A 20,280-nucleotide genomic window follows, 5' to 3' on the forward strand; every position below is an offset into this window, starting at 1 on the left:
CAGCCTCACATCTGGGATCTCAGCACGTCGACCTCACAGCCCGGCGCGAACGGGTCGAAGCCGTGCTCGACCAGCCAGCGAACCGCCAGCAGGCTGCGCAACGACCACCATGCGCGGATCACGTCGAGGTCGACGTCGGTGCCATAGCCGGCGACGACGTCGCCGAGGTGCTCCTCGTGTCCGAGCGTCAAGGTGGCGAGGTCGAAGAGGGCATCACCCTGGCCCGCCTCGGACCAGTCGATGATGCCCGTGATCTCGTCGCCGTCAACGAACACGTGAGTGATCTGCAGGTCGCCGTGCGCGAACACCGGAGTCCACGGCCGGAGCGCGGCCTCGGCGACGTGACGATTGCGGGTGACCAAGTCGGCGGGCAGGACGCCGCTCGTCACGAGCCGCTCGCACTCGCCGTCGAGATCCGCCGCCAACTCGTCGCGGCCCCGGCCGCCCCGGCCGGGCCACGGCGGCAACGGCGCGTCGTGCAGCTTCCGGATGGCGGCACCCGCCGCGGCCCACGCCGCCGGGGATGCGGTCGACGGCTCGCCGAGGCGGCCGAGCGCCGTCCCCGGGACCGCGGCGATCGCGAGCACCGGCGGCTGGCGCCACAGGACCTGCGGGGTCGGGACCGGCACCAGGGCCATCGACTCGACCTCGACGTCGATGCGCACCTGATCGGCGTCCACCTTCAGGAACATGTCGCCGACGCGCAGGGTCGCGCGCTCGGAATGGGCGACGACGACCTTGACCTCATCCATGGCAGCCAGTATCCCGGGATGACCTTCGATCGTCGCCGGGTTTATCGCGTGCGCTGGCGCGGCTGACCGCGTCCCGCCACCCGGCGGCCTCATGCACGGCACCGACCGCAGCGATCGGCTGTCTCGTCATGATCCGACGGCTGGGCTGTTCAGGCCTGGTACTCGGTGAGGTCGATGGTGTGAACGCGCAGCGGAAATCCGTAGACCGGGTGTGCCGTCTCACGCTCCAGCACCATGCCGAGCTTGCGAATGACGTTCTCGGAAGCACGGTTGCCCGACCGGCTGATGCTGATGACGCGGTCGAGGCCACGGTCCTGGAGCGCGAACTCCAGCGTGGCTTGGGCTGCCTCGGACCCGTATCCCTGACCCCAGAACTGTGAGCCGAGCCGCCAGCTGATCGCCACGGCGTGCCCAAGCTCCGGCAGGGACTCAGGCACGGACAGTCCCGTGAATCCGGCCAGCTCACCCGAGGCCAGCAGTTCGATGGCGAAGAGGCCGAAGCCCTCCTCCTCCCACTCCTCCTCCCACCGCTCGATGTCCTCTGCCGTGTGGTCCAGGTCGCGCACCGAACCGTCATCGACCCAACGCATGACCCGCGGGTCCGCGTTGATGTCGGCCATGGGCGCGAGGTCGTCGTCATGCCAGCGACGGAGCAGCAGGCGGGGGGTGCGGATCTCGGTCATGGCACCCATCCTGCCGAACGCACCCACCTCATCGGTAATCGGCGCTCGCCGTACCGCCGCTCCCGGATCCGAGGTTCCGCCGGCCGGCTCCGGGTTCCGGGCCTGTCATTCGAGGGTGAGCACGTACGGGGTGGTGACGGCAAGTGGTACGAACCCGAGCCGCCGCAGGATCGGACGGCTCCGGTCGGATGCGTCGACCTGGAGGTAGCGGTAGCCGTGTTCGGCGGCAATGCGCGTGCGGAAGGCGACCAGGGCCCGGTAGACGCCACGGCCGCGCCACTCCGGCACGGTGCCCCCGCCCCACAGGCTCGCGAAGGACGTCGCCGGGTGCAGCTCCATCCGCGCCGCGCTCACCGGCACCTCACCGGCCATGGCGACGACCGCGGGCGGCATACCCGTGGCCAGCTGACCGAGCAGAAGCTGCCGGTGGTAAGGCCGCGCCTCGCCGAACGCCCGCTCCTGAGCGGCCACCGCAAGCTCGACCCCGGCAGCATCAGTCACCGGGAGCAGACGGACACCCTCCGGCAGCTCCACGCTCGTGGGCAGCTCTTCGATGTCGGCGACCATCACCGTTTCCTCGGGCTCGGGTACAAAACCCGCCGCCCGCAGCCGACCGGACAGGTCGGCCGGCCGGTCATACCCGTACAGCTTCCACTCGAATCCGTGCCCGAGCGAGGCGAAGTACTCCACCTGTTCCGCGATCGCGACGTCCGCCGTGCCGTCGTCCAGGTCCGACCAAACCACCCCGTTCCAGCCGTCGGCGTTCGCGCCCACATGACGTACCACGCCGCCCACCCGGTCGACCCGGGCTCCGGGCCCATCGGCCCGGATACCCTGCCGCAGATCACGATCGAAGATCGCCAGCACCCTGTCTTGATCCATCCGCTCACTTCACCACCACGAGGCGCACGCGGCAACGGGAAATGAGCGGGACGGGCCCGGCTCCCCACGAGTGCCGTGACCGCTCAGCGTCGGCAACACCGAGAGACACCCCCCTGCCCGGCAACTGGTGGATCCAGGAGCTGTGGCAGCGGATCCCGACCTCGGCGTCGGCCCGGCCCCGGCCCGGACGCGGCACGCATCGCCGAACGCATCGAGCAGTTCACAGTCCGTGCACTCCTTTTGCCACCGTGGTCAGACCGCCAGCCAGTGCGAGCCCCAGCACCAGCAGCCGAGCCCGTCGCTCCGGCACGCGCTTCGCGAGCGCGTTCCCGATCGCCGCACCGGCCGCCATCGCGACGATGACCAGGACCCAGATCGGAGCGCGGAAGTGCGGAACGCCGTTGGCCGCAACGGAGAATACGTTCACCACCACCCCGTAGAACTGCGCGTTCGGTACGAAATCCCGAACCGTCCAGCCCGCGTTCAGGGCGTACAGAGACACCGGCGGCCCGCCCACCCCGGCCGCAGAGTTCATGAATCCACCCGCTGCCCCGGCAGCCAGTGCGCCGCGGACTCCACGCAGAGCCGGCACCCGGGCGCCCCGCATCACCAGCAGCACGGCCGCGCTCACCAGACCGCCCATCACCATCAACAACACGGGCTCGGGCAGACAAGCGGCCACCCATGAGCCGGCAGGGACCGTGCATGCGGACGCGACGACCAGGGGAACCATCGCACTCAGCCGCACCCTGCGCCAGCCTCCGGCAAGCCCCGCCAAACTGATGGCACCGGCAGCACAGTTGGCCAGCACCACCCCCTCGGCCGGGCCAAGAACCAGCACCAGTGCAGGAACTGAGACGAGCGCGAACCCCATACCCGTGAGCCACTGCACCGACGCGCCCGACAAGACGATGCCGCCCAGCAAGAGATCGGCTGCCCAACCGCTCGTCATGGACGGCTCCTTACGGGGTTCTCAAGAGTGATCCCGTACAGCTTCCGTCCGCCGGGCAGCAATGATCAATGGCTGTGGCGGCGGCAGCGGAATCTTGGAGGGCCGCGACCGCGGGGCACCACTGCCCCCGTGAAAGGTTCTGTCGGCTCGCACCTGCCCGGAGACCGCCTCCGGCTTCTCCGCGCGGACCAGCGCGTGCGGTCCCGGTGACTGGTCCTGCCTCAGGGCGCGACGACGGACGAGGGACGACTTTGTCAAGAACCTTTGAAAAAGGGGGTGTTGCTACCGAAGGCGGATCCGTATTGTCAGCTCGCGCCGGAGCCTTCCAGCTCCGGGAAGCCGACCGTGGGCTCTCCCGGGGGCTCCCGCAACGCGTGGAAGTGCCTGCACCGAGGAGCAGTGGTGACATCCCTGATCGTACCGGTCATGATCATATTCGGGATATTCCTGCTCGCCATGGTGACTGCGGGTATCTGGACCTACCAGGATGATTTGACGTTCTCCGACTTTGCTCTGGGCGGGCGCCGACTCAGCGCACCGGTGGCGGCCTTGTCCGCAGGGGCCAGCGATATGTCCGGGTGGCTGTTCCTGGGGCTGCCCGGGGCCGTCTATGCAGGCGGGATCGGCGCCACGTGGATTGCTGTCGGCCTGGTCATCGGCACGTACCTCAACTGGCGTCTGATCGCCCCGCGTTTGCGTACGTACACCGAGCTGGCAGGTGACGCCAAGACGCTGTCGGCGTATCTGGAGGAGCGGTTCGAGGACGGCAGCAGGATGTTGCGTCTGGTCTCGGCGACCGTCACCGTCGTGTTCTTCACCGTCTACGTTGCCAGCGGCCTCCTGGCCGGGGGCGTGCTGTTCGAGGGGATCTTCGGAGGCGGTTTCGAGTTCGCGCTCACGGTCTTCGCCGTGGTGATCGTCGTCTACACGGTCCTGGGCGGTTTCCGTGCCGTGAGTGTGACGCACTCGGTGCAGGCTGCGCTGATGTTCTGCGCCGCCGTGGCTCTCCCGACGATCGGCATCGGGCTGCTGGGCGGCTTCGGCGCGCTGCACGGTGTGCTCGTCCACAAGACCCCGTCCCTGTTGGACATGGGCGCAAAGGCCGGCTTCGACGGCAGCCGGTGGGGCTCTGGTGAGCCGCTCACCGCCGTGACGGTGATCTCCCTGCTCGCGTGGGGGCTGGGCTATTTCGGCCAGCCGCACATTCTGGTCCGCTTCATGAGCATCCGCAGCACGTGCGAGATCCCCGCGGCCCGCCGTATCGGTGTGGGCTGGGTGGCTGCCGTGTTGGCAGGCGCTTCGCTCGTTGGACTGGTGGGGATCGCCGCGCTCGACCATCCGCTGGACAAACCGGAGACCGTATTCATCGCGCTCTGCGCCCAGTTGGTCAATCCGTGGGTCGCCGGAGTCCTCCTGGTCGGCGTGCTGGCTGCGATCAAGTCCACGACGGACAGCCAGTTGTTGGTCTCGGCGATGGCCCTCACCGAAGACTTCTACCGTGCGTTCGTCAAACGGCAAGCCTCGGACGCGTCGATGGTGCTGGCGGCTCGCGTGGCGGTGGTGGCCGTCGCGATGGTCGCGTATGTCATCGCGCTCAGCGGCGGCGCCGTACTCGACATCGTCGCGTATGCCTGGGCGGGCTTCGGTGCCGCCTTCGGTCCGGTGATTCTGCTGTCGCTGTACTGGCCACGCGTGACGCGGGCCGGGGCCATGGCCGGCATCGTGACAGGGGCCGTCACCGTCGTCATGTGGAAGCACATCGACCCGCTCCTCGGGCCGCTTCGGTCGGGCGTCTACGAGATGGTGCCGGGCGTGCTCGCAGCCACAGCGGCGGCGCTGCTCTTCGGAAGGTTCGTCGGCCGACCCCCGTTGCGCCGCTGGTCGGGCTCAATGGAGAAGAGGGGCCCTTCCCGAGTGCGCACCGGCTGATCCGGCCGGCTCCGCCACGCGCCGCGATCGGCCATCACAACGGGCCGAGCTGTGCGGCGTCTTGCGCTCCCCTTTGCCGCGCAGACATCGTCAGCCGCCGTATACGGCAATGTCGGCCTCCACGACCGCAACCGGGTCTTGAAGGCCGACGTCACACAGGACTCTGCATCACCCCACGACGGCTGGGAGTGGTTCCAGGGCCCGGTGGATGAGCACCGTGCTATAGCTGTATCTCAGCCGTGGAGCGGGCCCAGGGGGATGTCGGAGACCTTGAGGCTGACGGACTTGACGGAGCCGCCGGTCAGGATCGGGATGCCATTGGGGCCCGGGGCGAACGTGGCGGTCAGGCCGTCCACGGAGCCACTGACGGAGAGACCACCCGCGACGCTGTCGAGGTCGTCGTCGGCTATCTCACGGGTCTCAATGCGGGGCGTGTTGCTCATGCTGTTGAGCGTCCTTCCTCGGTAATGGTGGGTCGCAATGCGTGGCGCACTGGGAACCCCCGGACGGTGCTGACGCTAACCATGGCTGATCAAATCGCGATGAAATATCGCTGGTGGCCATGGTGCGTGTAGCGACGTGGCGCAGGCTGCGGTGCTGGATCCTCGCGGGGCGCCGGAGGCGGAGACCGGGCCGGGGGGGGAGGCTCGGACAGGTGCTGTGTCCGGTCCGGTGCAGGCCGGGGCGCGGGCTTGGGTGAGAGCAGCGCGGCAGATTGCCGTCCGTCGCGGCATCCAGGCCCGCAGCAAGCCCTCGCGCCTCCTCGTTCCGGCGCCCGTCCCGCGGCAGCGTGAGCGTCGCGTCAGCGGTCAGTACGTGCCCGGCCGCTGCGATCAGCATGCTCGATCGCATGCCGGTCAGGAACGTGTCCGTTCCCGCCAGCAGCGCCCCGAAGACCGCCACCGCGATCGCTCCGTCGACCTGGCGGCCGTTGTTGAGCACGGCGGACGCGGTGCCTGCCCGGTCTACGGCACCGCGTCGAGCAGCATCGCGGTCAGCGGTTCGGGCAGCGGAACCAGTCGTCGGACTGCCTTGGGGCGAGTGCGGTGACTGGAGTCCTCAGAAGATCGCCCGGGCACAGGGTTCCACGATCTCCTGGCGGCCACGGCCTCGCACCCACCACCGGCGCTCCGCTCGCCCCCGGCAGGGCACTCCTTTCCCGACTCGACGTCGGCGCCGCCCAACGCTCATTGACGACCAGTGTCATGCCGGTTCTACCGGCCGACCCGTCCGAGCCACAGGTCGCGGTGGAGGAACCACGCCGTACCTGCGACGACCACCCCGCAGACCGGGGGCACGAGCAACCACGGGAGGCCCGCCCATACGCTGGACAGACCCACGACGGCGCAAGTGGCCGCCGTGACGATGAGCAGCCACTTGCCGTACGGGCGCCAGGTGAACAGTCCGCGGTCGCGCGGTCTGGCGAGATGCACCGCACCGAACATCAGCGCCAGCGCCGCCAGCAGCCCCGCGAATGTGCCAACAGCGGCTGGCATCTGGAGTTCGTCGCGCGGCGCGTTGGCGGAATTCTGCTGGACGGCCCCCTCGGCGACCACGACGACGACGCCGCGCCAGACGGTGCCGGTGACCCGGTCCCCCCGCTGGAGCCCACTCAGCACCGGCTCCGAGTCGCCGAACGATACGACCGCTCTCGGAAAGGGCTGCGCGCCGAGCAGGGTCGCTCGCTTGTGTTTGACGGTATCCCGGGTGTTCTCGACGGTGAAGGTGAGCTTCCGCAGGCAGTCCTCCGACCTGGGGATCACCGTGCGGTCGGGGCACACCCGGGCCCTCATGTAATCCCGGTACAGGGTCCGTTCGGTGGGCAGCCAGGTGGTGAAGGCGAAATGGCAGGCCAGTGCGGCGGCCAGGGACAGCACGATGAGCGCCGTACCCACCAGCCGGTTCCGGCCGGCCCTCGGGGGGAGCGGCGACGGTCCGTCTGCCCCGTGGACGGTGCCCGTTCTCATCATGGTCATCGCTCGTCTCCCCCGCCATTCCTCACACACATCCGAAAGACGCCAGTCTTACCCAGCCGCGACAAAGCGGGCAAGCTGGTCGATCGTAAGTCGCAGCTCACTCGTCCGTTCCGTCGTACCGGAATCGCGCTTGCCCCCCGGGCCATGTGGTGCACATGCAGGCAGCAGGCGGCGCCGGTTCCGGTGCAGGCAACCCTCGCGGGCGCGGGGCAGTCTCGGCAGATGCCGAGGTCGGGACAGTTCCCTTGCCGACCGCCGGAATTGGGGGCAGAGGACGATGCGCCGAGTGCCTGAGTGAGGGTGGAGATGACGAATCTGAACACCGTGGTGACGTGGGTGGACGCACGCGAGAGGCTGCCTCGGTGCGGTGCGCCGGTGGCGGCAGCGATCACGGGCCGGTATCCGGCCGACAGCGCCGCCGAATCCGAGGCCGGTACGGCGTTGGGTGAGGAATTTTGGCTGGTGAGGCCGATGGTCTTCACGACTCTGCACTGGAGTGAGGACGGGGCGGAGCACCGGGACTGCTTCGTCGACTCCGACGGCGTCGTCCGTTTGCCTTACGGCCTCACCAGCGAGGAAACCGTGACGCACTGGGCTGAGTTGCCCACCCTGCCAGGCGGGACGACGCACGGCGTTCTCGGGGAAGACGTGCAGTCGGCTCTCCAGAACGCGTGGGGCGCTCCTACCACCGCCTGACCCCACGGCCTGCTCGGACACTGTGCGCGAGTTGCTCGCCCTCCCGAGGGGCCCGGGCCGCGGCAGCGGAGTTGCGCTCGCTGGGCTGATGGACGGCGGACAGTGAGAGTCCCCTGGCAGGAAATCGGTGCGGTCACCATGCTTCCCCGCTTGTGGACATGGCTCGCGGAGCCTGACCTTCGCCCGGTTGCGCCGAGTGCGGCCGGGCACGGGCGAAGGTGGGTCAGGGGAGGCGGAAGGCGGTGGCCAGCATGGCCATCTGGGCCGTCAAGAGCGTTCGGGCATGGTGGCCCATGCCTGCGTATTGGCCGGAAACTTCCAGGCTCACGGTGCCGTGCAGGTGGGACCAGGCCAGCACCGGGCCGGCAAGGGCGCAGCCCGCGTTCGGGTCGTCGGAGGTGAGGCCCGCGTATTCGCGCAGCCAGTCGGCGACCGTTTCGTCCTGGCGCACCCAGGCGGTCATTTCGTCGACAACCGGCTGGACTGCATCGGTGGGCCGGCCGGTGGCGAAGACTTTCACGAAGGGGCCCATGGTGGCGCGGGCGCGGCGCACCGTGTCGGGCGGGGCCGCATAGCCGGGGATCGGGGTTCCCTGGATCAGCAGGTAGCGGTGGGGTTCGGCGGTGGCCCAGTCGAGGTAGGCGTCGGCCAGGCGGTGCAGCGCTGCGGCAGGGCTGTCGGGCAGGTCGGCGGCTACGTGCCCGACAGCGGCGGCGATGTCGTCGTAGGCATCCCGGACCAGGCTGTGGAGAAGGTCGTCGCGGCTGGCGAAGTACCGGTACAGCGCGGGACCGGACAGCCCGGCCTCCTTGGCGATACGGGTGAAGGCCACGGCGGAGGCCCCGCCTTCGGCCAGCTGCGTCAGGGCGATCTTCTTGATCTCGTTGCGGGTCTGCTCCCGGTACCGGGCCCGGGGGCTGGATGCCGCAGCGGCCATGACGTTCCTCCTGTGCTGTCGGGGCCACGGGGCTGGTGCACTCCGTGGGTCTTTTCTGGAACTGCACCTGATGCCGTCTTACAACCTACGTGAGAAAGCGTTACAGTCTCTAACTGTTGCGAATCATCGTAACGCACGGACGTCGCCGTACGGGCGACGGGCCGTACGAAGCAGCAGAAGGGGACTCCTCATGAACGCCGCTGATCTCCACGTCGTCCTGGGCTCCGGGCCGGCCGGCTCGACTCTCGCCGGTGAGCTGGCCCGCCGGGGACACGCGGTCCGTCTCGTCGACCGCTCCGGGACCGGCGCGACCCCCGACGGAGTCACCCGCGTCAAGGGCGACGTCGGCACCGTCGAGGGCGCCCGGGCCGCCATCAAGGGCGCCGTCGTCGTGTACCACTGCGTCAACGTCGCCTACCACCTGCAGATAGACGCGATGCCGGGCATCCAGCAGGCCGTGCTCGGCGCGGTCGAGACCGAAGGCGCCCGCCTGGTCGTACTCGACACCCTCTACCCCTACGGCGAGACCCACGGCCGGGTCATGACCGAGGACACCCCGTGGAGCGCGACCAGCGCCAAGGGCAGGATGCGGGCCGCCCTCGACGAGGAGTACCTGGCGGCGCACCGCGAGGGCCGCGCCCGCGTGGTTCTCGGCCGCTCGGCGGACTTCGTCGGCCCCGGAGTGCTCAACTCCACCCTGGGCGGCGCCGTCTTCCCCGGCGCCCTGACCGGAACCGAGGTGCTGGCGCTGGGCGACATAGACCTGCTGCACAGCTACACCGACATCCGCAACGTTGCCGCCGGCCTGGCCACCCTGGGGGAACACCCCGACGGCGACGGCCGCGTCTGGCACCTGCCGACCGATGCGGCCCGGACCACCCGCGAGATCTTCCAGCAGATCGAGCGGAAGATCGGGCAGCCCCTGAAGACCACCGTCATGAGCGAGCCGCGCCCCTTCGGGCCGTTCGACGAGGTGTTCATGGGCTCCTACGCCGAGCTGTTCTACCAGCACACGGAAGCACAGGTCATGGACTCCACCGCGATCCAGGACGCCTTCGGCATCAAGCCGATCGCCCTCGACACGACCCTGGACGACACCCTCGCCTGGTACCGCTCCTTCCTTGCTCGGGCCCAGCACTGACCGGCAGGCACCCGGACCCTCCGAATGCGGCGATGCCCCAACCCTGATCAACTCGGAGCTGAGGCGCCCCGGTTCGATATCGGCAGGGCGAGGACGCGCTCCATCACGCTCCTCCGGAAGGTGAGCGACGTTCCGGGAGTCGGCGGAGCTCGGATCCGGCCGTCGGGGCACCGTGAAGCGCGCGATCGCAGTGCCCGCGATCGTAGTGCCGCAGCCGACATGTGATGCGGCACATGCCTCTCCTACGAGCTGGGGGTCAGGTCCTGGAGGCCGACGACCCGCAGTAGTTCGAGCCGCTGGTACGTCTGCGTGCCCGGCTGCGCCGAGTGGACGACGAGCACCTGGCCGTGGCCGTCGCCGTCGCCGAGCAGCACTTCGCAGTCGAGGTCGAGGACGCCGACCACGAGGTGCAGGAAGCGTTTCGGCGACGGGCGGCGCACCACGACGTCGTGCGACTCCCAGAGCCGCTCGAACTCCCCTGATGCGGCGCGGAGTTCGGCCACGAGCGCGGCCGGGCCCGGGTCGTCGGGGCGGGCCGCGGTGACCGCCCGCAGGCTCGCCACGTGCGCGCGGGCATGCTGCTCGTGGTTCTCGGGCGGGAACAGGTCCCGTGCGCCCGGCACCATGAACCAGCGGCGAATGAGATTGGTCCCGGTGTGACCGCCGGTCAGGGCCACCGACATCGTGTTCTGCGCGAGCACCTCGCCCCAGTCGCTCAGCACCGACGCCGGGAGGTCGTGCAGCCGGTCCAGGATCAGGAGCAGCCCCGGGCGGACGTGGCCTGAGGAGCCGCCGGGCCGCGGGGGCTCCTGGCCCGCCAGATGGAACAGGTGGTCGCGCTCGGCCTTGGTGAGCCGCAGGGCGCGGGCGAGGGCGGTGAGCATCTGCCGCGACGGGTGGGAGCCGCGACGCTGTTCCAGGCGCGTGTAGTAGTCCGTGGACATCCCGGCGAGCTGCGCCACCTCCTCGCGGCGCAGGCCCGGGGTGCGGCGCCGCGGCCCCGCGCTCAGACCCACGTCGGAGGGGTCCAGGCGGGTGCGGGCGCGGCGCAGGAAGTCGGCGAGTTCGGTGCGGTTCACGGTGTCAGGATCCCCCGGCCCCGGACGCTTATCCAGGGAGTGCCGGTCCCTGGACAACCGCGTCTCTCCCGCCGCTCGCGCCGTCCCCGCAGGCTGTGGGCATGGCTACGACAACGAGGAGGCGGCCATGCTGACGTTGGTGACAGGAGCGACGGGCCAGGTCGGGCGGCGGTTCGTGCCGCGGCTGCTACAGGGCGGGGTGTCCGGCGACGAGGTGCGGGTCCTGGTGCGGGACGCGGCGCGCGGCGCGCAGTTCGCCGAGCTCGGCGCCCAGGTGCTGGTCGGCGATCTGCGCGATGTGGAGGTGCTCGGCAAGGCGACGGCCGGCGTGGACGCGGTGGTGAACGTCGCCGCCGCCTTCCGCGGGGTGCCCGACGAGGAGGCGCGGGCGGTCAACCGGGACGCGGCCGTCGAGCTGGGCCGGGCCGCAGTCGCCTCGGGCGTGCGGCGATTCGTGCAGGTCAGCACCGCACTCGTGTATGGCATGGGGCGCGGCAGGGCGCTGGTCGAGGGCGACGAGACGGTGCCGGGCGGGCATCTCTGGGGCGCCTACCCCGAGTCCAAGGGGGAGGCGGAACGTGCACTCGGGGCGTTGGACGGCCTCGACGACCTGCGCATCGGACGGTTGCCGTTCGTGTACGGCGAGGGGGACCCGCATCTGGCCAACGCGCTGGAGTGGGCGGCGAACTGGCCCGCCATGCAGCGCCTGCACATGGGCCACCACGTGGATGTGGCGCAGGGCCTGCGGCGGTTGCTGTACGCGCCGGGAGCGCACGGCGTCTACAACATCGCCGACGATGCCCCGGTCACCACAGTCGACCTCTTCCAGTTCCACGGCCTGCCGGTGCCGCAGGAGGCGTACGACAAGGACGCCCCGGACCAGTGGTACGGCGTGATGTCGACGACCCGCATCCGTCACGAACTGGGCTACCACCCGCTGATCCCGTCGGTGTGGGTGGCGCGGGACGCGGGAGTGCTGTAACCGGCCTGCGGCTGAGGGCTCTCGCCGGGGAGAGGTGTCCCTGTGCGCTTCGCTGTTCTCGCGGGCCGGTTGGCGAGCATCCAGGGGCCCGTGCTCGGCGCGACGGCGCCTTCCGCCGGTCACGGGGGAAGGCGCTCGATTGCGATCATGGCGGCGTCGTCGTCCAGCCATCCGCCGACGTGGTCGAGGAGATCACGCCGGAGTCGGTGCAGGAACGGGTCGGGGTGACGCTCGGACCAGGCTTCTATCCGCTTGGCGAGCGGATAGAAGGCGCCGGTGGAATCGCGGGCCTCGATGACGCCGTCGGTGTAGAGCAGCAGGAGGTCTCCGATGCCGAAGGTGAACGTGTCGACGTGGTAGCGCGCGTGCACCAGATCGCCGAGGCCCAGAGGGGGCGCAGGCTGGTATGCGTCGATCTTCGAGACGCGGCCGTCTCGCACCACGATCGGCGGTGGGTGCCCGCAGTCGATCATGGTCGCCTTGCTGCCCTCGTCGGGGATGTCGAGGAGCGCGGCGGTGATGAAGGTCTCCCCGGCCTGTTCGTTTTCACCAGGCTCGGTCAGGTTCCAGCAGACGCTTCCGTCGAGAAACGCCGCCAGTTCGGCGAGGGTCGCCTGGCGGTGAGCCGCGGCGCGGAACGCGCCGAGCAGCAGGGCGGCGTCACCAACGGAGGTCATGCCCTTGCCGCGCACGTCACCGACGAGCAGCCGGGTGCCGGAATCGGTGCGCACGGCCGCATACAGATCGCCACCGATCTTGGCCTCGGCCTCGGCAGCGAGATAGAGGGAGGCGACGCGCAGCGGTCCGACGTGCTTGGGCAGCGGCCGCAGCACAACCCGCTGGGCGGTCTCCGACACGTACCGGACCTGGTTCAGCTCTCTGGCGCGGCGTTCTCGCAGCGCGGAGAAGATCACCACGCTCAAGCCGACGATGACGAGGGCGGCAATCTGCGCCCAGTGGTTCGCCGAGATCAGCCGGTCGCGGTCGCGCACCACCGCGATGATCACCTGGGCCGAAACGGCGACAGCGGCGACGAGTCCGGCCATCCAGGGGCCGCCGAAGGCAACCGTGATCGCGGGGGCAGCGACCAGCAGCGGACCGAGGTGGATGTCCGGCGGCGCGAGGACGTCGATGACGACGACCGCAGCTATCCACGCGAGCGGGACTGCCACCATCGCGTCGCGCGCACGCAGTGACCGGCAAAGAGCAACGATGCGCCGCCCGAGGTGCATACCTCCTCTCTACACCTCTCGCGTAGGCCCTGTCCTCGGACCCGGGCCACCGTCCAGCCAGACGCAACTTTTTCGCATTAGGCTGTCCCCATGAGCGCACGAGCGACCACACGCCCCGGCGGGCGCAGCGCCCGCGTCCAGCAGTCCGTGCACCAGGCCGTCCGCGATCTGGAGGCGGAGATAGGGCGGGACGCGCTGACCGTGCCCCTGATCGCGGCCCGTGCGGGGGTCACACCGTCCACCGTCTACCGGCGCTGGGGAGACCTGCGGGAACTGCTGTCCGACGTGGCCGTCGAGCGCCTGCGCCCGGATGCCCCGCCGGCCGACCATGGCGGCCTGCGGGCGGACCTGGAGGCGTGGACCGTGCAGTTCGCCGAGGAGATGTCCTCGACAGCGGGTCGTACGTATATCCGCGACGCCCTGCTGGGCGACCCCGAGCAGGGCAACGCGGGCCGCTGCTCCGACTACGCCGTCGAGCAGCTGAAGGCCATCGGCGTGCGCGCGGCCGGTCGTGGGGAGGCCGTGCCGGACGTGGAGACGCTGCTGGACGTCGTTGTCGCCCCGCTGATGTATCGGATCCTGTTCCGCCCCTCGGACCTGTCCGAGGCGTACGCCGGCCGCCTGGTGGCGGCGGCGCTCGGTCGCGTCGCGCCCCCTCCGGGCCCCTAAAAGCTAAATGTTTGCGTTTTCGGGAGGCGTCGATCTAGACTGCTTAACGCAAAGCATTCGCCTTAAGGCTCGGAGAGCCAGGGCCCGCCTTCCTCCGCACAGCGCCACTCGCATCACCCCACCCCCCACTGCCCGGCACCACCGAAAGGGACCCCCCGATGAGCACCACCCCGCCCCGTCAGGCCACCCCCTTCACGAGCACGGGATGGAGCCTCGGCGACATCGTCGTACGCCGCGTCGACGAGATCGAACTGCCGCGGCAGACCGGGCCCTGGTTGCTGCCGGACGCCACCAAGGAGGTGCTGGACGAGGCGCCGTGGCTGCGACCCGACTTCGCCGACGCCGACGTCCCGCGGCTGGCGAGCCACAGCTTCGCGGTGGAGGCCGGCGGGCTGCGGATCGTCGTGGACACCGGCATCGGCAACGACAAGAGCCGCGCCAACCCGGCCTGGAACGGTCTCGACACCGACTTCGCGGAGCGGCTGGCGGCGGCAGGCTTCCCGCCCGAGTCCGTGGACCTGGTGATCACCACGCACCTGCACACCGACCACGTCGGCTGGAACACCCGCCTCGTCGGCGAGGACTGGGTCCCCACCTTCCCCAACGCCCGCTACCTCACCAGCCGCACCGAATGGGACCACTGGGCCGCCACCGACCTGGACGAGGCCCGCCGCCAGATGTTCCGCGACTCCGTCACCCCCGTCCGCGACGCCGGACAGTACGGCCTCGTGGACGTGCCGGAGCGGGGGCACGAGGTGGCGGCGGGCGTCTTCCTGGTCCCTGCCCCGGGCCACACCCCGGGGCAGGTCGCCGTGGAGCTGCGCGGCAACGACCGCCGGGCGCTGATCACCGGGGACAGCATCCACCACCCCGTGCAGCTGTCCCACCCCCACGTGAACAGCTGCGTCGACATCGACGCCGCCCAGGCGGTGCGCACCCGCCGCCGACTGCTCGACGCCCTGGCGGACACCGACGCGCTGCTCCTGGGCACCCACTTCCCGCAGCCCACAGCCGGCACCGTCCGCCGGGAGAACGACCGCTACCGGCTGCTCGCCGAGCACGGCAGCGAGATCCCGACCACCGCGGCCTGACCAGGCGACCGACCACGCTCGGCCGCCCCGCAGGGGCGCCGCCGAGCGGCCGTGACGCCTGCCGTCACATAAAGCGAATCCTTGGCCTTTAGGGCGTCGGTATATCGGTTACTCCGCCGCTCCCGCCTGACCGAGAGGAAGAACGTCCATGTCCGCCGTCGAACTCACACCGCCGGAGGCCGCCCGCTGGGCCGCCCGCGCCGGACTTGTGCTGCCCGCCGAGCGCCACGCCGCGGTCGCCGCGGTCGCCAACCACATCCACAGCGTCGTCGCGGTCCTGCGCGAGCTGGACTTCGCGGACGTCCCGCCCGCCGCCGCCTACCGCGCCGGGGAGGAGAAGCACGATGCAGCCGTATGAGCTGTCCCTCGCCGCCGCCGCGGACGCGATACGTGCCCGGCGGCTGTCCCCCGTCGAACTGGTCGACTCCGTCCTCGATCGCATCGAGAAGGTGGAGCCGCACCTCGGCGCCTACGTCACGGTCGCCGCGGAGCAGGCGCGCCGGGCGGCGAGCGAAGCCGAACACGAAGCGGCGCAAGGCCGTTACCGGGGACCGCTGCACGGCATCCCGATGGGGCTCAAGGACCTGATCGATGTCAGCGGGATGGCCACCACGGCCAGCTCACGGGTCCGCGCCGGCCATCGCGCGACCGCGGACAGCACGGTCGCCGCGCGTCTGAGCGCAGCCGGCGCGATCCTGCTCGGCAAGACCCACACCCACGAATTCGCGTTCGGCCTGACCACCCCGCAGACCCGCAACGCCTGGGACCACGGTCGGGTCGCCGGCGGCTCCAGCGGCGGCTCCGCGGTCGCCGTCGCGTCGGGCGCCGCGACCTTCGCCCTGGGCACCGACACCGGCGGGTCGATCCGGGTGCCCGCCGCGCTCAACGGGGTCGTCGGCCTCAAACCGACCTACGGTCTCGTCCCCCGTCACGGCGTCACCTCCCTGTCCTGGTCGCTGGACCACGTCGGTCCGCTCACCCGCACCGTCGAGGACGCGGCCCTGGTCCTGACCGCGCTGGCCGGGCACGATCCGCGCGACCCCGCCTCGCTGTCCGTGCCCGCCGCGGACTACCGGCCCGTTGCCGGCACGGACCTGACGGGGCTGCGCATCGGCCTGCCGCGCACCTACTACTTCGACACCGTCCATCCGCAGGTGGAGACCGCCGTCCGGCACGCCATCGGGCAGCTGGAAGCCCTGGGCGCACAGCTCGTCGAGGTCGACATCCCGATGACCCGCTACATCCAGGCCACCCAGTGGGGCCTGATGGTGCCGGAGGCCGGCGCCTACCACGAGGGCAGCCTGCGCACGGTCCCCGAGTTGTACCAGGAGGACGTCCGCATCCTGCTGGAGGCAAGCGAGTTGATGAGCGCCGGCGACTACGTACGCGCTCAACGCTCCCGCACGCTCATGCGCGCCGAGTGGGCCCGCATGCTGGAGGAGGTCGACGTGATCGCCGCCCCGAGCGTCCCGATGCCGGCGGTCGGGGCCGACGAGGAGACGGTCACCTGGCCCGACGGCACGGTCGAGGGCGTCTCCGACGCCTACGTGCGCCTCTCCGCCCCCGCCAACATCACCGGAGTACCCGCCCTGACCGTTCCGGTCGGCCACGACTCGGCGGGCCTGCCGATCGGCATGCAGCTGCTCGGCCGGCCCCTCGGCGAGCCCACACTCCTGCGGGTCGGCCACGCCTACGAGCAGACGCAGCCCGCCCGGGCACTCGCCACGGCGGCCTGAGCCACGCGGAGTCGACCGTCCGTCGCCGGATCACGCCTTTCGAGCGCGGTAGATCGTGCGGCACGGCACGTCGGTCCGCGAGCAGGAACCCGAGTCGCATTTGAGATCGATGCCACCGAATCCGTGGGAGAGCGGCTCCAGCCCCGCCGCGTGCAACGCATCGGTCACATCGGCGGTGTCGTAGTACCAGCTCGTCAGTGTCTGGTCGACCCTCTGGGCCCGGTCCCCGGCGTCGAACACCCCCGAGACGCGCAGCATTCCGCTGCGGCGGCCGGTGTCCCATACCCCACGCTTGACCACGACCGCCTCCAGGCTGTCCGTGAGCGTGACGTGGTTCCAGTGCAGGAAGTGCGACTGCTCATAGAGGTCGAAGACGAATTCGCCGGCCGGTGCGAGCGCAGAGGCCACCGCGGTGAAGCACTGCCGCAGATCGTCGAGGGAGGGAAGGTGGTTGAGTGCGCCGTCCAGGCTGACGCACGCGGCGACGTTGGTGGGCAGGTCGAACGAGCGCGCATCGGCCTGTATCAGGCGGAACCGGCCCTCCTCGATCCGCCCGGTGTGTCGGGTACGCGCGAGGTCGAGCATGGCCTTGGAACCGTCCACCCCGTACAGGGTCCATCCGCCCTCAAGGAAGTGCGCGGCGGTCACGCCGGTGCCGCAGCAGATGTCCGCAGCGGTGAGGTTGCCGCCGGCCGCTTGTGCCAGGTGCTGGGCCAGCTTCGGCGAGAAGCGGTCCACCCAGCCGGTGTAACTGCTGTCGAAGAATGCGGCGAATCCTTTGGAGTAGTAATTGTCCATACGAGTTTCCTTTCCTGTCGGGCTTAGGCCGGGGCGGAGGCGGGGCGCAGAAGCGGGATGACGCGCTCGGCGAAGAGCGTGATGCTGTCCCAGTCCACCGGTGGACGGATCCCCAACACGAAGTCGGTGACGCCCAGTTCGCGGTAGGGCAGCAGCGCTTCGACGCACTGCTCCGGCGTACCGAAGACCAGATACTCCGGCCAGACCGGCGAATCGGGCGGGAAGGTGTGCCGCAATCGATCGAGTCTGCCCGGCAGATCCGCCGGGTCGTCGACGAGCAGGACACGGAAGGTCATCGAATGACGGATCTCCGCCCGGTCCCGGCCGGCCCGCTCGCATGCGCGGTCCAACTGCTCAACGCGTCGACGATATCGGGCGGTGTCCGTGAGCAGGCTGTTCCACACATCGCCGTGCCGTGCGACCACTCGCAGTACGGGCTTGCTCGCACCGCCGATGACCAGGGGCAACCGCGGCTGCACCGGCGCGGGGCGGAGGTGGCCCTCGGTGATGCGGAAGTGCTTGCCGGTGTACGAGAACCTCTCGCCCGACCACAGGCCCCGCAGGACCGCGGCGGTCTCCTCCAGCATTTCCTGTCGCTCGGTGCGTTCAGGCAGGTCGAAGCCGTACTGCTGGTACGCCAGATCGGCTCCACCGACTCCTATGCCGAGTTCCACCCGCCCGGCGCCGACGTGGTCGATGGTCGCGGCGAGCGCGGCCAGCATCGCCGGATGACGCCAGGCCACCGGCGCGACCATGAGTGCACCGCGGATCCGTTCCGTCTGCGCGACCAGTGCGGAGAGCAGCGTGGTCCCCTCGAAGCACGGGCCTTGGGGCCCACCCATGGGTGGTCGCAAGTGGTCGAAGATCGAGCACCAGTCGTAGCCGAGTTCCTCGGCCCTGCGCCACAATGCCAGGATCTCGTCGTACGTCTCATACTGTTGCCCGGAGTGGACTCCGAACCTCATGTCCGGTTCAGGCGACGGCATCTTCGCCCCTCGCAGCGCCCGTCACGTCCCTGCCCGCATCCACCACTGACGCGAGAGCAGCGGCCAGCGTCCGGATGCTGTGGAAGGTCTCAGGGGTCATCAGCTCGTCGGGGAGGCTGAGACCGAACTCGTTCTCGATCGCCACCAGCGTCGCGACGGTGCCCAGGGAGTTCAACCCGGCTTCACGCAACGGGAGGTCGGGCGTCAGATCGGTGCCGACTGCGTCGGGCAACTGGCGAGCGACGAGATCGCGGACCGTCTCGCGCAGAGCGTCACCGGTTCGACCGGCCCTATCACTCATGTTTCTCTTCTCCTTCGTCGGCCCGGTCGGCACAGCGGACTCGGGCTTGGGGGTAAGGGGCCCGGCCGAGGGCGTCAGCGGGTGTTGAGGCGCACGGTGACGGTCTTGGGGCGCTGGTACTCCGTGAGGGCGAGGACGCTCATGTCCGTGCCGTGTCCTGAGCTGCCGCGGCCGCCGTGGGGCAGCTCGGGGCTCTGGTCCAGGTGGCAGTTGACCCAGACCTCCCCGGCGTTCAACTCGTGGGCCAGGGCGAGCGTGGTGGCCGTGTCGGATCCCCAGACGCTCGCGGCGAGGGCCTGCCGTACGGAGTTGGCCAATGCCGACGCCTCCTCGACGTCGTCCACTGCCTGGACCGTCAGCACCGGGCCGAACACCTCCTCCACCACCGCCGGGTCATCGGGCGCCAGATCGGCGAGGATCCGTCCGGGCCGCCAGAAGCCGTTCTGCTGTCCCGGCTGCGACGCGAGGTCGGCGACATGTTCCCTGCCCGCCGCGCTGCGTTCCACGATGCGGTCGTAACGCGCCGCCTGATCGGCGTTGTTGAGCGGTCCGAAGTCGGCTCCGGCGCGCCGGTTGCTCATCGCCTCGGCCAACCCGGCGATGGTCCGGTCGTAGTTCTCTCGCAGGGTGATCACCCGTGCCGGAGCGGCACAGCTCTGACCGGCGTTGTACGTGACGGCCCGCACCAGCTCCTCGCAGGTGTCTTCGGGCGCGTCCGGGAGCACCAGGGCGGGGCAGTTGCCGCCGAGCTCCAGACTGATCCGGTGCCGTGCCGCACGGGCGGCGACATCCCGGCCCCCTGCCTCGCTGCCGGTGAAGGCCACCATGTCGATGTCCTCGGCGACGAGCAGCCGCCCGGTGTCACGGTCGCCCGGTACCGTCACCAACGCGTCGGGGACCAGGGCTGTGGCCGCGTCCCGGGCGAGCAACATGGCGGTGTCCGGCGTGGTCAGAGCGGGCTTGAGCACGACGGTGTTGCCGGCGGCGAGCGCCGGCCCGATGCGCCAGGCGGCCATCATGAGCGGGTAGTTCCAGGGGACGATCGCAGCGACGACGCCCACGGGCTCCCAACGGACCCAGCTCTCGCGGCCGCGTATCCGCCGACCGCCCGCGGGTGCGGTGTCGGCACGGTGGGCGCCGGCGTAGAACCGCAACAGATCGGCGCAGTTCTCGACCTCGCCCTGTGCCTCGGCGTCGGGCTTCCCGGTACCGGCCTGCTCGGCCGCCACATACGAGGCGGAGTTCTCCTCTATGAGGTCCGCGAACCGCAGCAGGCGTCGCGCCCGTTCCCGGGGAGTAAGGCCGGCCCAGACGGGCTGGGCTCCGCGGGCGGCCGCCACCGCCGTACGGGTGTCGGTGTCCCGGCCGACGGCAAGGGAGGATCGCTGCCGGCCGGTGCGCGGGTCGGTCAAGGGCAGAGTGAGAGGGTGCTGCGACATCGTGGGACCTCCTTCCAGG

General features: G+C 70.2%; 21 protein-coding genes. 8 read left to right on the forward strand and 13 right to left on the reverse strand.

Features of this window, described 5'->3' with window-relative positions:
• Window positions 1-5 precede the first annotated feature (5 nt).
• The 4 genes from B1H19_RS03995 to B1H19_RS04010 all read right to left on the reverse strand — a co-directional run bounded on the left by B1H19_RS03995 (window position 6) and on the right by B1H19_RS04010 (window position 3,269).
• On the reverse strand, window positions 6-752 hold the full coding sequence (locus tag B1H19_RS03995) for a phosphotransferase family protein (protein WP_083102989.1): 747 nt from the start codon (window positions 750-752) through the stop codon (window positions 6-8).
• A gap of 149 nt (window positions 753-901) precedes the next feature.
• A complete protein-coding gene (locus B1H19_RS04000; protein ID WP_083102991.1) occupies window positions 902-1,435 on the reverse strand; it encodes a GNAT family N-acetyltransferase in 534 nt (177 codons plus the stop codon).
• A 105-nt stretch (window positions 1,436-1,540) separates the two neighbouring features.
• The gene (locus tag B1H19_RS04005; protein ID WP_083102994.1) at window positions 1,541-2,317 is read right to left on the reverse strand and encodes a GNAT family N-acetyltransferase; all 777 of its coding nucleotides are present in this window, start codon (window positions 2,315-2,317) and stop codon (window positions 1,541-1,543) included.
• Between the two features lie 220 nt (window positions 2,318-2,537).
• A complete protein-coding gene (locus tag B1H19_RS04010) occupies window positions 2,538-3,269 on the reverse strand; it encodes a sulfite exporter TauE/SafE family protein (protein ID WP_083102996.1) in 732 nt (243 codons plus the stop codon).
• A 402-nt stretch (window positions 3,270-3,671) separates the two neighbouring features.
• Between B1H19_RS04010 and putP the strand changes: the two genes are divergently transcribed.
• Window positions 3,672-5,198 (forward strand): sodium/proline symporter PutP, encoded by a 1,527-nt coding sequence (gene putP / locus B1H19_RS04015; RefSeq protein WP_083102999.1) that lies wholly within the window; start codon window positions 3,672-3,674, stop codon window positions 5,196-5,198.
• A gap of 233 nt (window positions 5,199-5,431) precedes the next feature.
• Here putP and B1H19_RS04020 read toward each other — a convergent pair whose 3' ends face one another.
• Together B1H19_RS04020 and B1H19_RS04025 are read right to left on the reverse strand one after the other, a co-directional pair.
• Window positions 5,432-5,641, reverse strand: a complete 210-nt coding sequence (locus B1H19_RS04020; RefSeq protein ID WP_083103002.1) for a hypothetical protein — start codon at window positions 5,639-5,641, stop codon at window positions 5,432-5,434.
• Window positions 5,642-6,412: 771 nt separating this feature from the next.
• The gene (locus tag B1H19_RS04025; RefSeq protein WP_083103005.1) at window positions 6,413-7,174 is read right to left on the reverse strand and encodes a hypothetical protein; all 762 of its coding nucleotides are present in this window, start codon (window positions 7,172-7,174) and stop codon (window positions 6,413-6,415) included.
• A gap of 306 nt (window positions 7,175-7,480) precedes the next feature.
• Here B1H19_RS04025 and B1H19_RS04030 point away from each other — a divergent pair, with 306 nt between their 5' ends.
• Complete coding sequence (locus B1H19_RS04030) at window positions 7,481-7,870, forward strand: AQJ64_40280 family protein (protein ID WP_083109418.1); 390 nt, start codon at window positions 7,481-7,483, stop codon at window positions 7,868-7,870.
• A gap of 223 nt (window positions 7,871-8,093) precedes the next feature.
• On the opposite strand, the gene B1H19_RS04035 is transcribed toward B1H19_RS04030, so the two are convergent.
• The gene (locus B1H19_RS04035; protein WP_083103007.1) at window positions 8,094-8,807 is read right to left on the reverse strand and encodes a TetR/AcrR family transcriptional regulator; all 714 of its coding nucleotides are present in this window, start codon (window positions 8,805-8,807) and stop codon (window positions 8,094-8,096) included.
• 190 nt (window positions 8,808-8,997) lie between these two features.
• On the opposite strand from B1H19_RS04035, the gene B1H19_RS04040 reads away from it, so the two are divergent.
• Complete coding sequence (locus tag B1H19_RS04040; RefSeq protein ID WP_083103010.1) at window positions 8,998-9,948, forward strand: NAD-dependent epimerase/dehydratase family protein; 951 nt, start codon at window positions 8,998-9,000, stop codon at window positions 9,946-9,948.
• Between the two features lie 242 nt (window positions 9,949-10,190).
• Here the strand turns inward: B1H19_RS04040 and B1H19_RS04045 are convergent, their stop codons facing one another.
• The gene (locus B1H19_RS04045; RefSeq protein WP_083103014.1) at window positions 10,191-11,027 is read right to left on the reverse strand and encodes a helix-turn-helix transcriptional regulator; all 837 of its coding nucleotides are present in this window, start codon (window positions 11,025-11,027) and stop codon (window positions 10,191-10,193) included.
• 127 nt (window positions 11,028-11,154) lie between these two features.
• On the opposite strand from B1H19_RS04045, the gene B1H19_RS04050 reads away from it, so the two are divergent.
• On the forward strand, window positions 11,155-12,009 hold the full coding sequence (locus B1H19_RS04050) for an NAD-dependent epimerase/dehydratase family protein (protein WP_083103017.1): 855 nt from the start codon (window positions 11,155-11,157) through the stop codon (window positions 12,007-12,009).
• Window positions 12,010-12,128: 119 nt separating this feature from the next.
• Here the strand turns inward: B1H19_RS04050 and B1H19_RS04055 are convergent, their stop codons facing one another.
• Window positions 12,129-13,241, reverse strand: a complete 1,113-nt coding sequence (locus tag B1H19_RS04055; protein WP_237289113.1) for a PP2C family protein-serine/threonine phosphatase — start codon at window positions 13,239-13,241, stop codon at window positions 12,129-12,131.
• A 90-nt stretch (window positions 13,242-13,331) separates the two neighbouring features.
• On the opposite strand from B1H19_RS04055, the gene B1H19_RS04060 reads away from it, so the two are divergent.
• The 4 genes from B1H19_RS04060 (at window position 13,332) to B1H19_RS04075 (ending at window position 16,737) form a co-directional block, all read left to right on the forward strand.
• Complete coding sequence (locus B1H19_RS04060) at window positions 13,332-13,910, forward strand: TetR/AcrR family transcriptional regulator (RefSeq protein WP_083103021.1); 579 nt, start codon at window positions 13,332-13,334, stop codon at window positions 13,908-13,910.
• Between the two features lie 158 nt (window positions 13,911-14,068).
• Window positions 14,069-15,001, forward strand: coding sequence for an MBL fold metallo-hydrolase (locus tag B1H19_RS04065; protein ID WP_083103022.1), 933 nt, complete (start codon window positions 14,069-14,071; stop codon window positions 14,999-15,001).
• Between the two features lie 148 nt (window positions 15,002-15,149).
• Entirely contained in the window at window positions 15,150-15,359 is a 210-nt protein-coding gene (locus B1H19_RS04070; RefSeq protein WP_053923779.1) for a hypothetical protein, read from the forward strand.
• Window positions 15,346-16,737, forward strand: a complete 1,392-nt coding sequence (locus tag B1H19_RS04075; RefSeq protein ID WP_083103023.1) for an amidase — start codon at window positions 15,346-15,348, stop codon at window positions 16,735-16,737. The genes B1H19_RS04070 and B1H19_RS04075 overlap by 14 nt, the downstream gene beginning before the upstream one ends.
• A gap of 30 nt (window positions 16,738-16,767) precedes the next feature.
• Here B1H19_RS04075 and B1H19_RS04080 read toward each other — a convergent pair whose 3' ends face one another.
• From B1H19_RS04080 to B1H19_RS04095, 4 genes are all read right to left on the reverse strand, one after another.
• Entirely contained in the window at window positions 16,768-17,535 is a 768-nt protein-coding gene (locus B1H19_RS04080; protein ID WP_083103024.1) for a class I SAM-dependent DNA methyltransferase, read from the reverse strand.
• 23 nt (window positions 17,536-17,558) lie between these two features.
• Window positions 17,559-18,500: an LLM class flavin-dependent oxidoreductase gene (locus tag B1H19_RS04085; protein WP_083103026.1), complete on the reverse strand. Its 942-nt coding sequence runs from the start codon at window positions 18,498-18,500 to the stop codon at window positions 17,559-17,561.
• Window positions 18,501-18,507: 7 nt separating this feature from the next.
• Window positions 18,508-18,822 (reverse strand): phosphopantetheine-binding protein, encoded by a 315-nt coding sequence (locus B1H19_RS04090; RefSeq protein ID WP_083103028.1) that lies wholly within the window; start codon window positions 18,820-18,822, stop codon window positions 18,508-18,510.
• Window positions 18,823-18,896: 74 nt separating this feature from the next.
• Complete coding sequence (locus B1H19_RS04095; protein ID WP_083103031.1) at window positions 18,897-20,261, reverse strand: aldehyde dehydrogenase family protein; 1,365 nt, start codon at window positions 20,259-20,261, stop codon at window positions 18,897-18,899.
• Window positions 20,262-20,280 lie beyond the last annotated feature (19 nt).

The sequence above is a fragment of the Streptomyces gilvosporeus genome, assembly GCF_002082195.1.
Classification (GTDB): Bacteria; Actinomycetota; Actinomycetes; order Streptomycetales; family Streptomycetaceae; genus Streptomyces; species Streptomyces gilvosporeus.

Bases quoted from the DNA above. Each gene is read 5' to 3' on its own strand.
- B1H19_RS03995 (WP_083102989.1), bottom strand. From the start codon at position 752: ATGGATGAGGTCAAGGTCGTCGTCGCCCATTCCGAGCGCGCGACCCTG.
- B1H19_RS04000 (WP_083102991.1), bottom strand. From the start codon at position 1,435: ATGACCGAGATCCGCACCCCCCGCCTGCTGCTCCGTCGCTGGCATGAC.
- B1H19_RS04005 (WP_083102994.1), bottom strand. From the start codon at position 2,317: ATGGATCAAGACAGGGTGCTGGCGATCTTCGATCGTGATCTGCGGCAG.
- B1H19_RS04010 (WP_083102996.1), bottom strand. From the start codon at position 3,269: ATGACGAGCGGTTGGGCAGCCGATCTCTTGCTGGGCGGCATCGTCTTG.
- B1H19_RS04020 (WP_083103002.1), bottom strand. From the start codon at position 5,641: ATGAGCAACACGCCCCGCATTGAGACCCGTGAGATAGCCGACGACGAC.
- B1H19_RS04025 (WP_083103005.1), bottom strand. From the start codon at position 7,174: ATGACCATGATGAGAACGGGCACCGTCCACGGGGCAGACGGACCGTCG.
- B1H19_RS04030 (WP_083109418.1), top strand. From the start codon at position 7,481: ATGACGAATCTGAACACCGTGGTGACGTGGGTGGACGCACGCGAGAGG.
- B1H19_RS04035 (WP_083103007.1), bottom strand. From the start codon at position 8,807: ATGGCCGCTGCGGCATCCAGCCCCCGGGCCCGGTACCGGGAGCAGACC.
- B1H19_RS04040 (WP_083103010.1), top strand. From the start codon at position 8,998: ATGAACGCCGCTGATCTCCACGTCGTCCTGGGCTCCGGGCCGGCCGGC.
- B1H19_RS04050 (WP_083103017.1), top strand. From the start codon at position 11,155: ATGCTGACGTTGGTGACAGGAGCGACGGGCCAGGTCGGGCGGCGGTTC.
- B1H19_RS04055 (WP_237289113.1), bottom strand. From the start codon at position 13,241: ATGCACCTCGGGCGGCGCATCGTTGCTCTTTGCCGGTCACTGCGTGCG.
- B1H19_RS04060 (WP_083103021.1), top strand. From the start codon at position 13,332: ATGAGCGCACGAGCGACCACACGCCCCGGCGGGCGCAGCGCCCGCGTC.
- B1H19_RS04065 (WP_083103022.1), top strand. From the start codon at position 14,069: ATGAGCACCACCCCGCCCCGTCAGGCCACCCCCTTCACGAGCACGGGA.
- B1H19_RS04070 (WP_053923779.1), top strand. From the start codon at position 15,150: ATGTCCGCCGTCGAACTCACACCGCCGGAGGCCGCCCGCTGGGCCGCC.
- B1H19_RS04075 (WP_083103023.1), top strand. From the start codon at position 15,346: ATGCAGCCGTATGAGCTGTCCCTCGCCGCCGCCGCGGACGCGATACGT.
- B1H19_RS04080 (WP_083103024.1), bottom strand. From the start codon at position 17,535: ATGGACAATTACTACTCCAAAGGATTCGCCGCATTCTTCGACAGCAGT.
- B1H19_RS04085 (WP_083103026.1), bottom strand. From the start codon at position 18,500: ATGAGGTTCGGAGTCCACTCCGGGCAACAGTATGAGACGTACGACGAG.
- B1H19_RS04090 (WP_083103028.1), bottom strand. From the start codon at position 18,822: ATGAGTGATAGGGCCGGTCGAACCGGTGACGCTCTGCGCGAGACGGTC.
- B1H19_RS04095 (WP_083103031.1), bottom strand. From the start codon at position 20,261: ATGTCGCAGCACCCTCTCACTCTGCCCTTGACCGACCCGCGCACCGGC.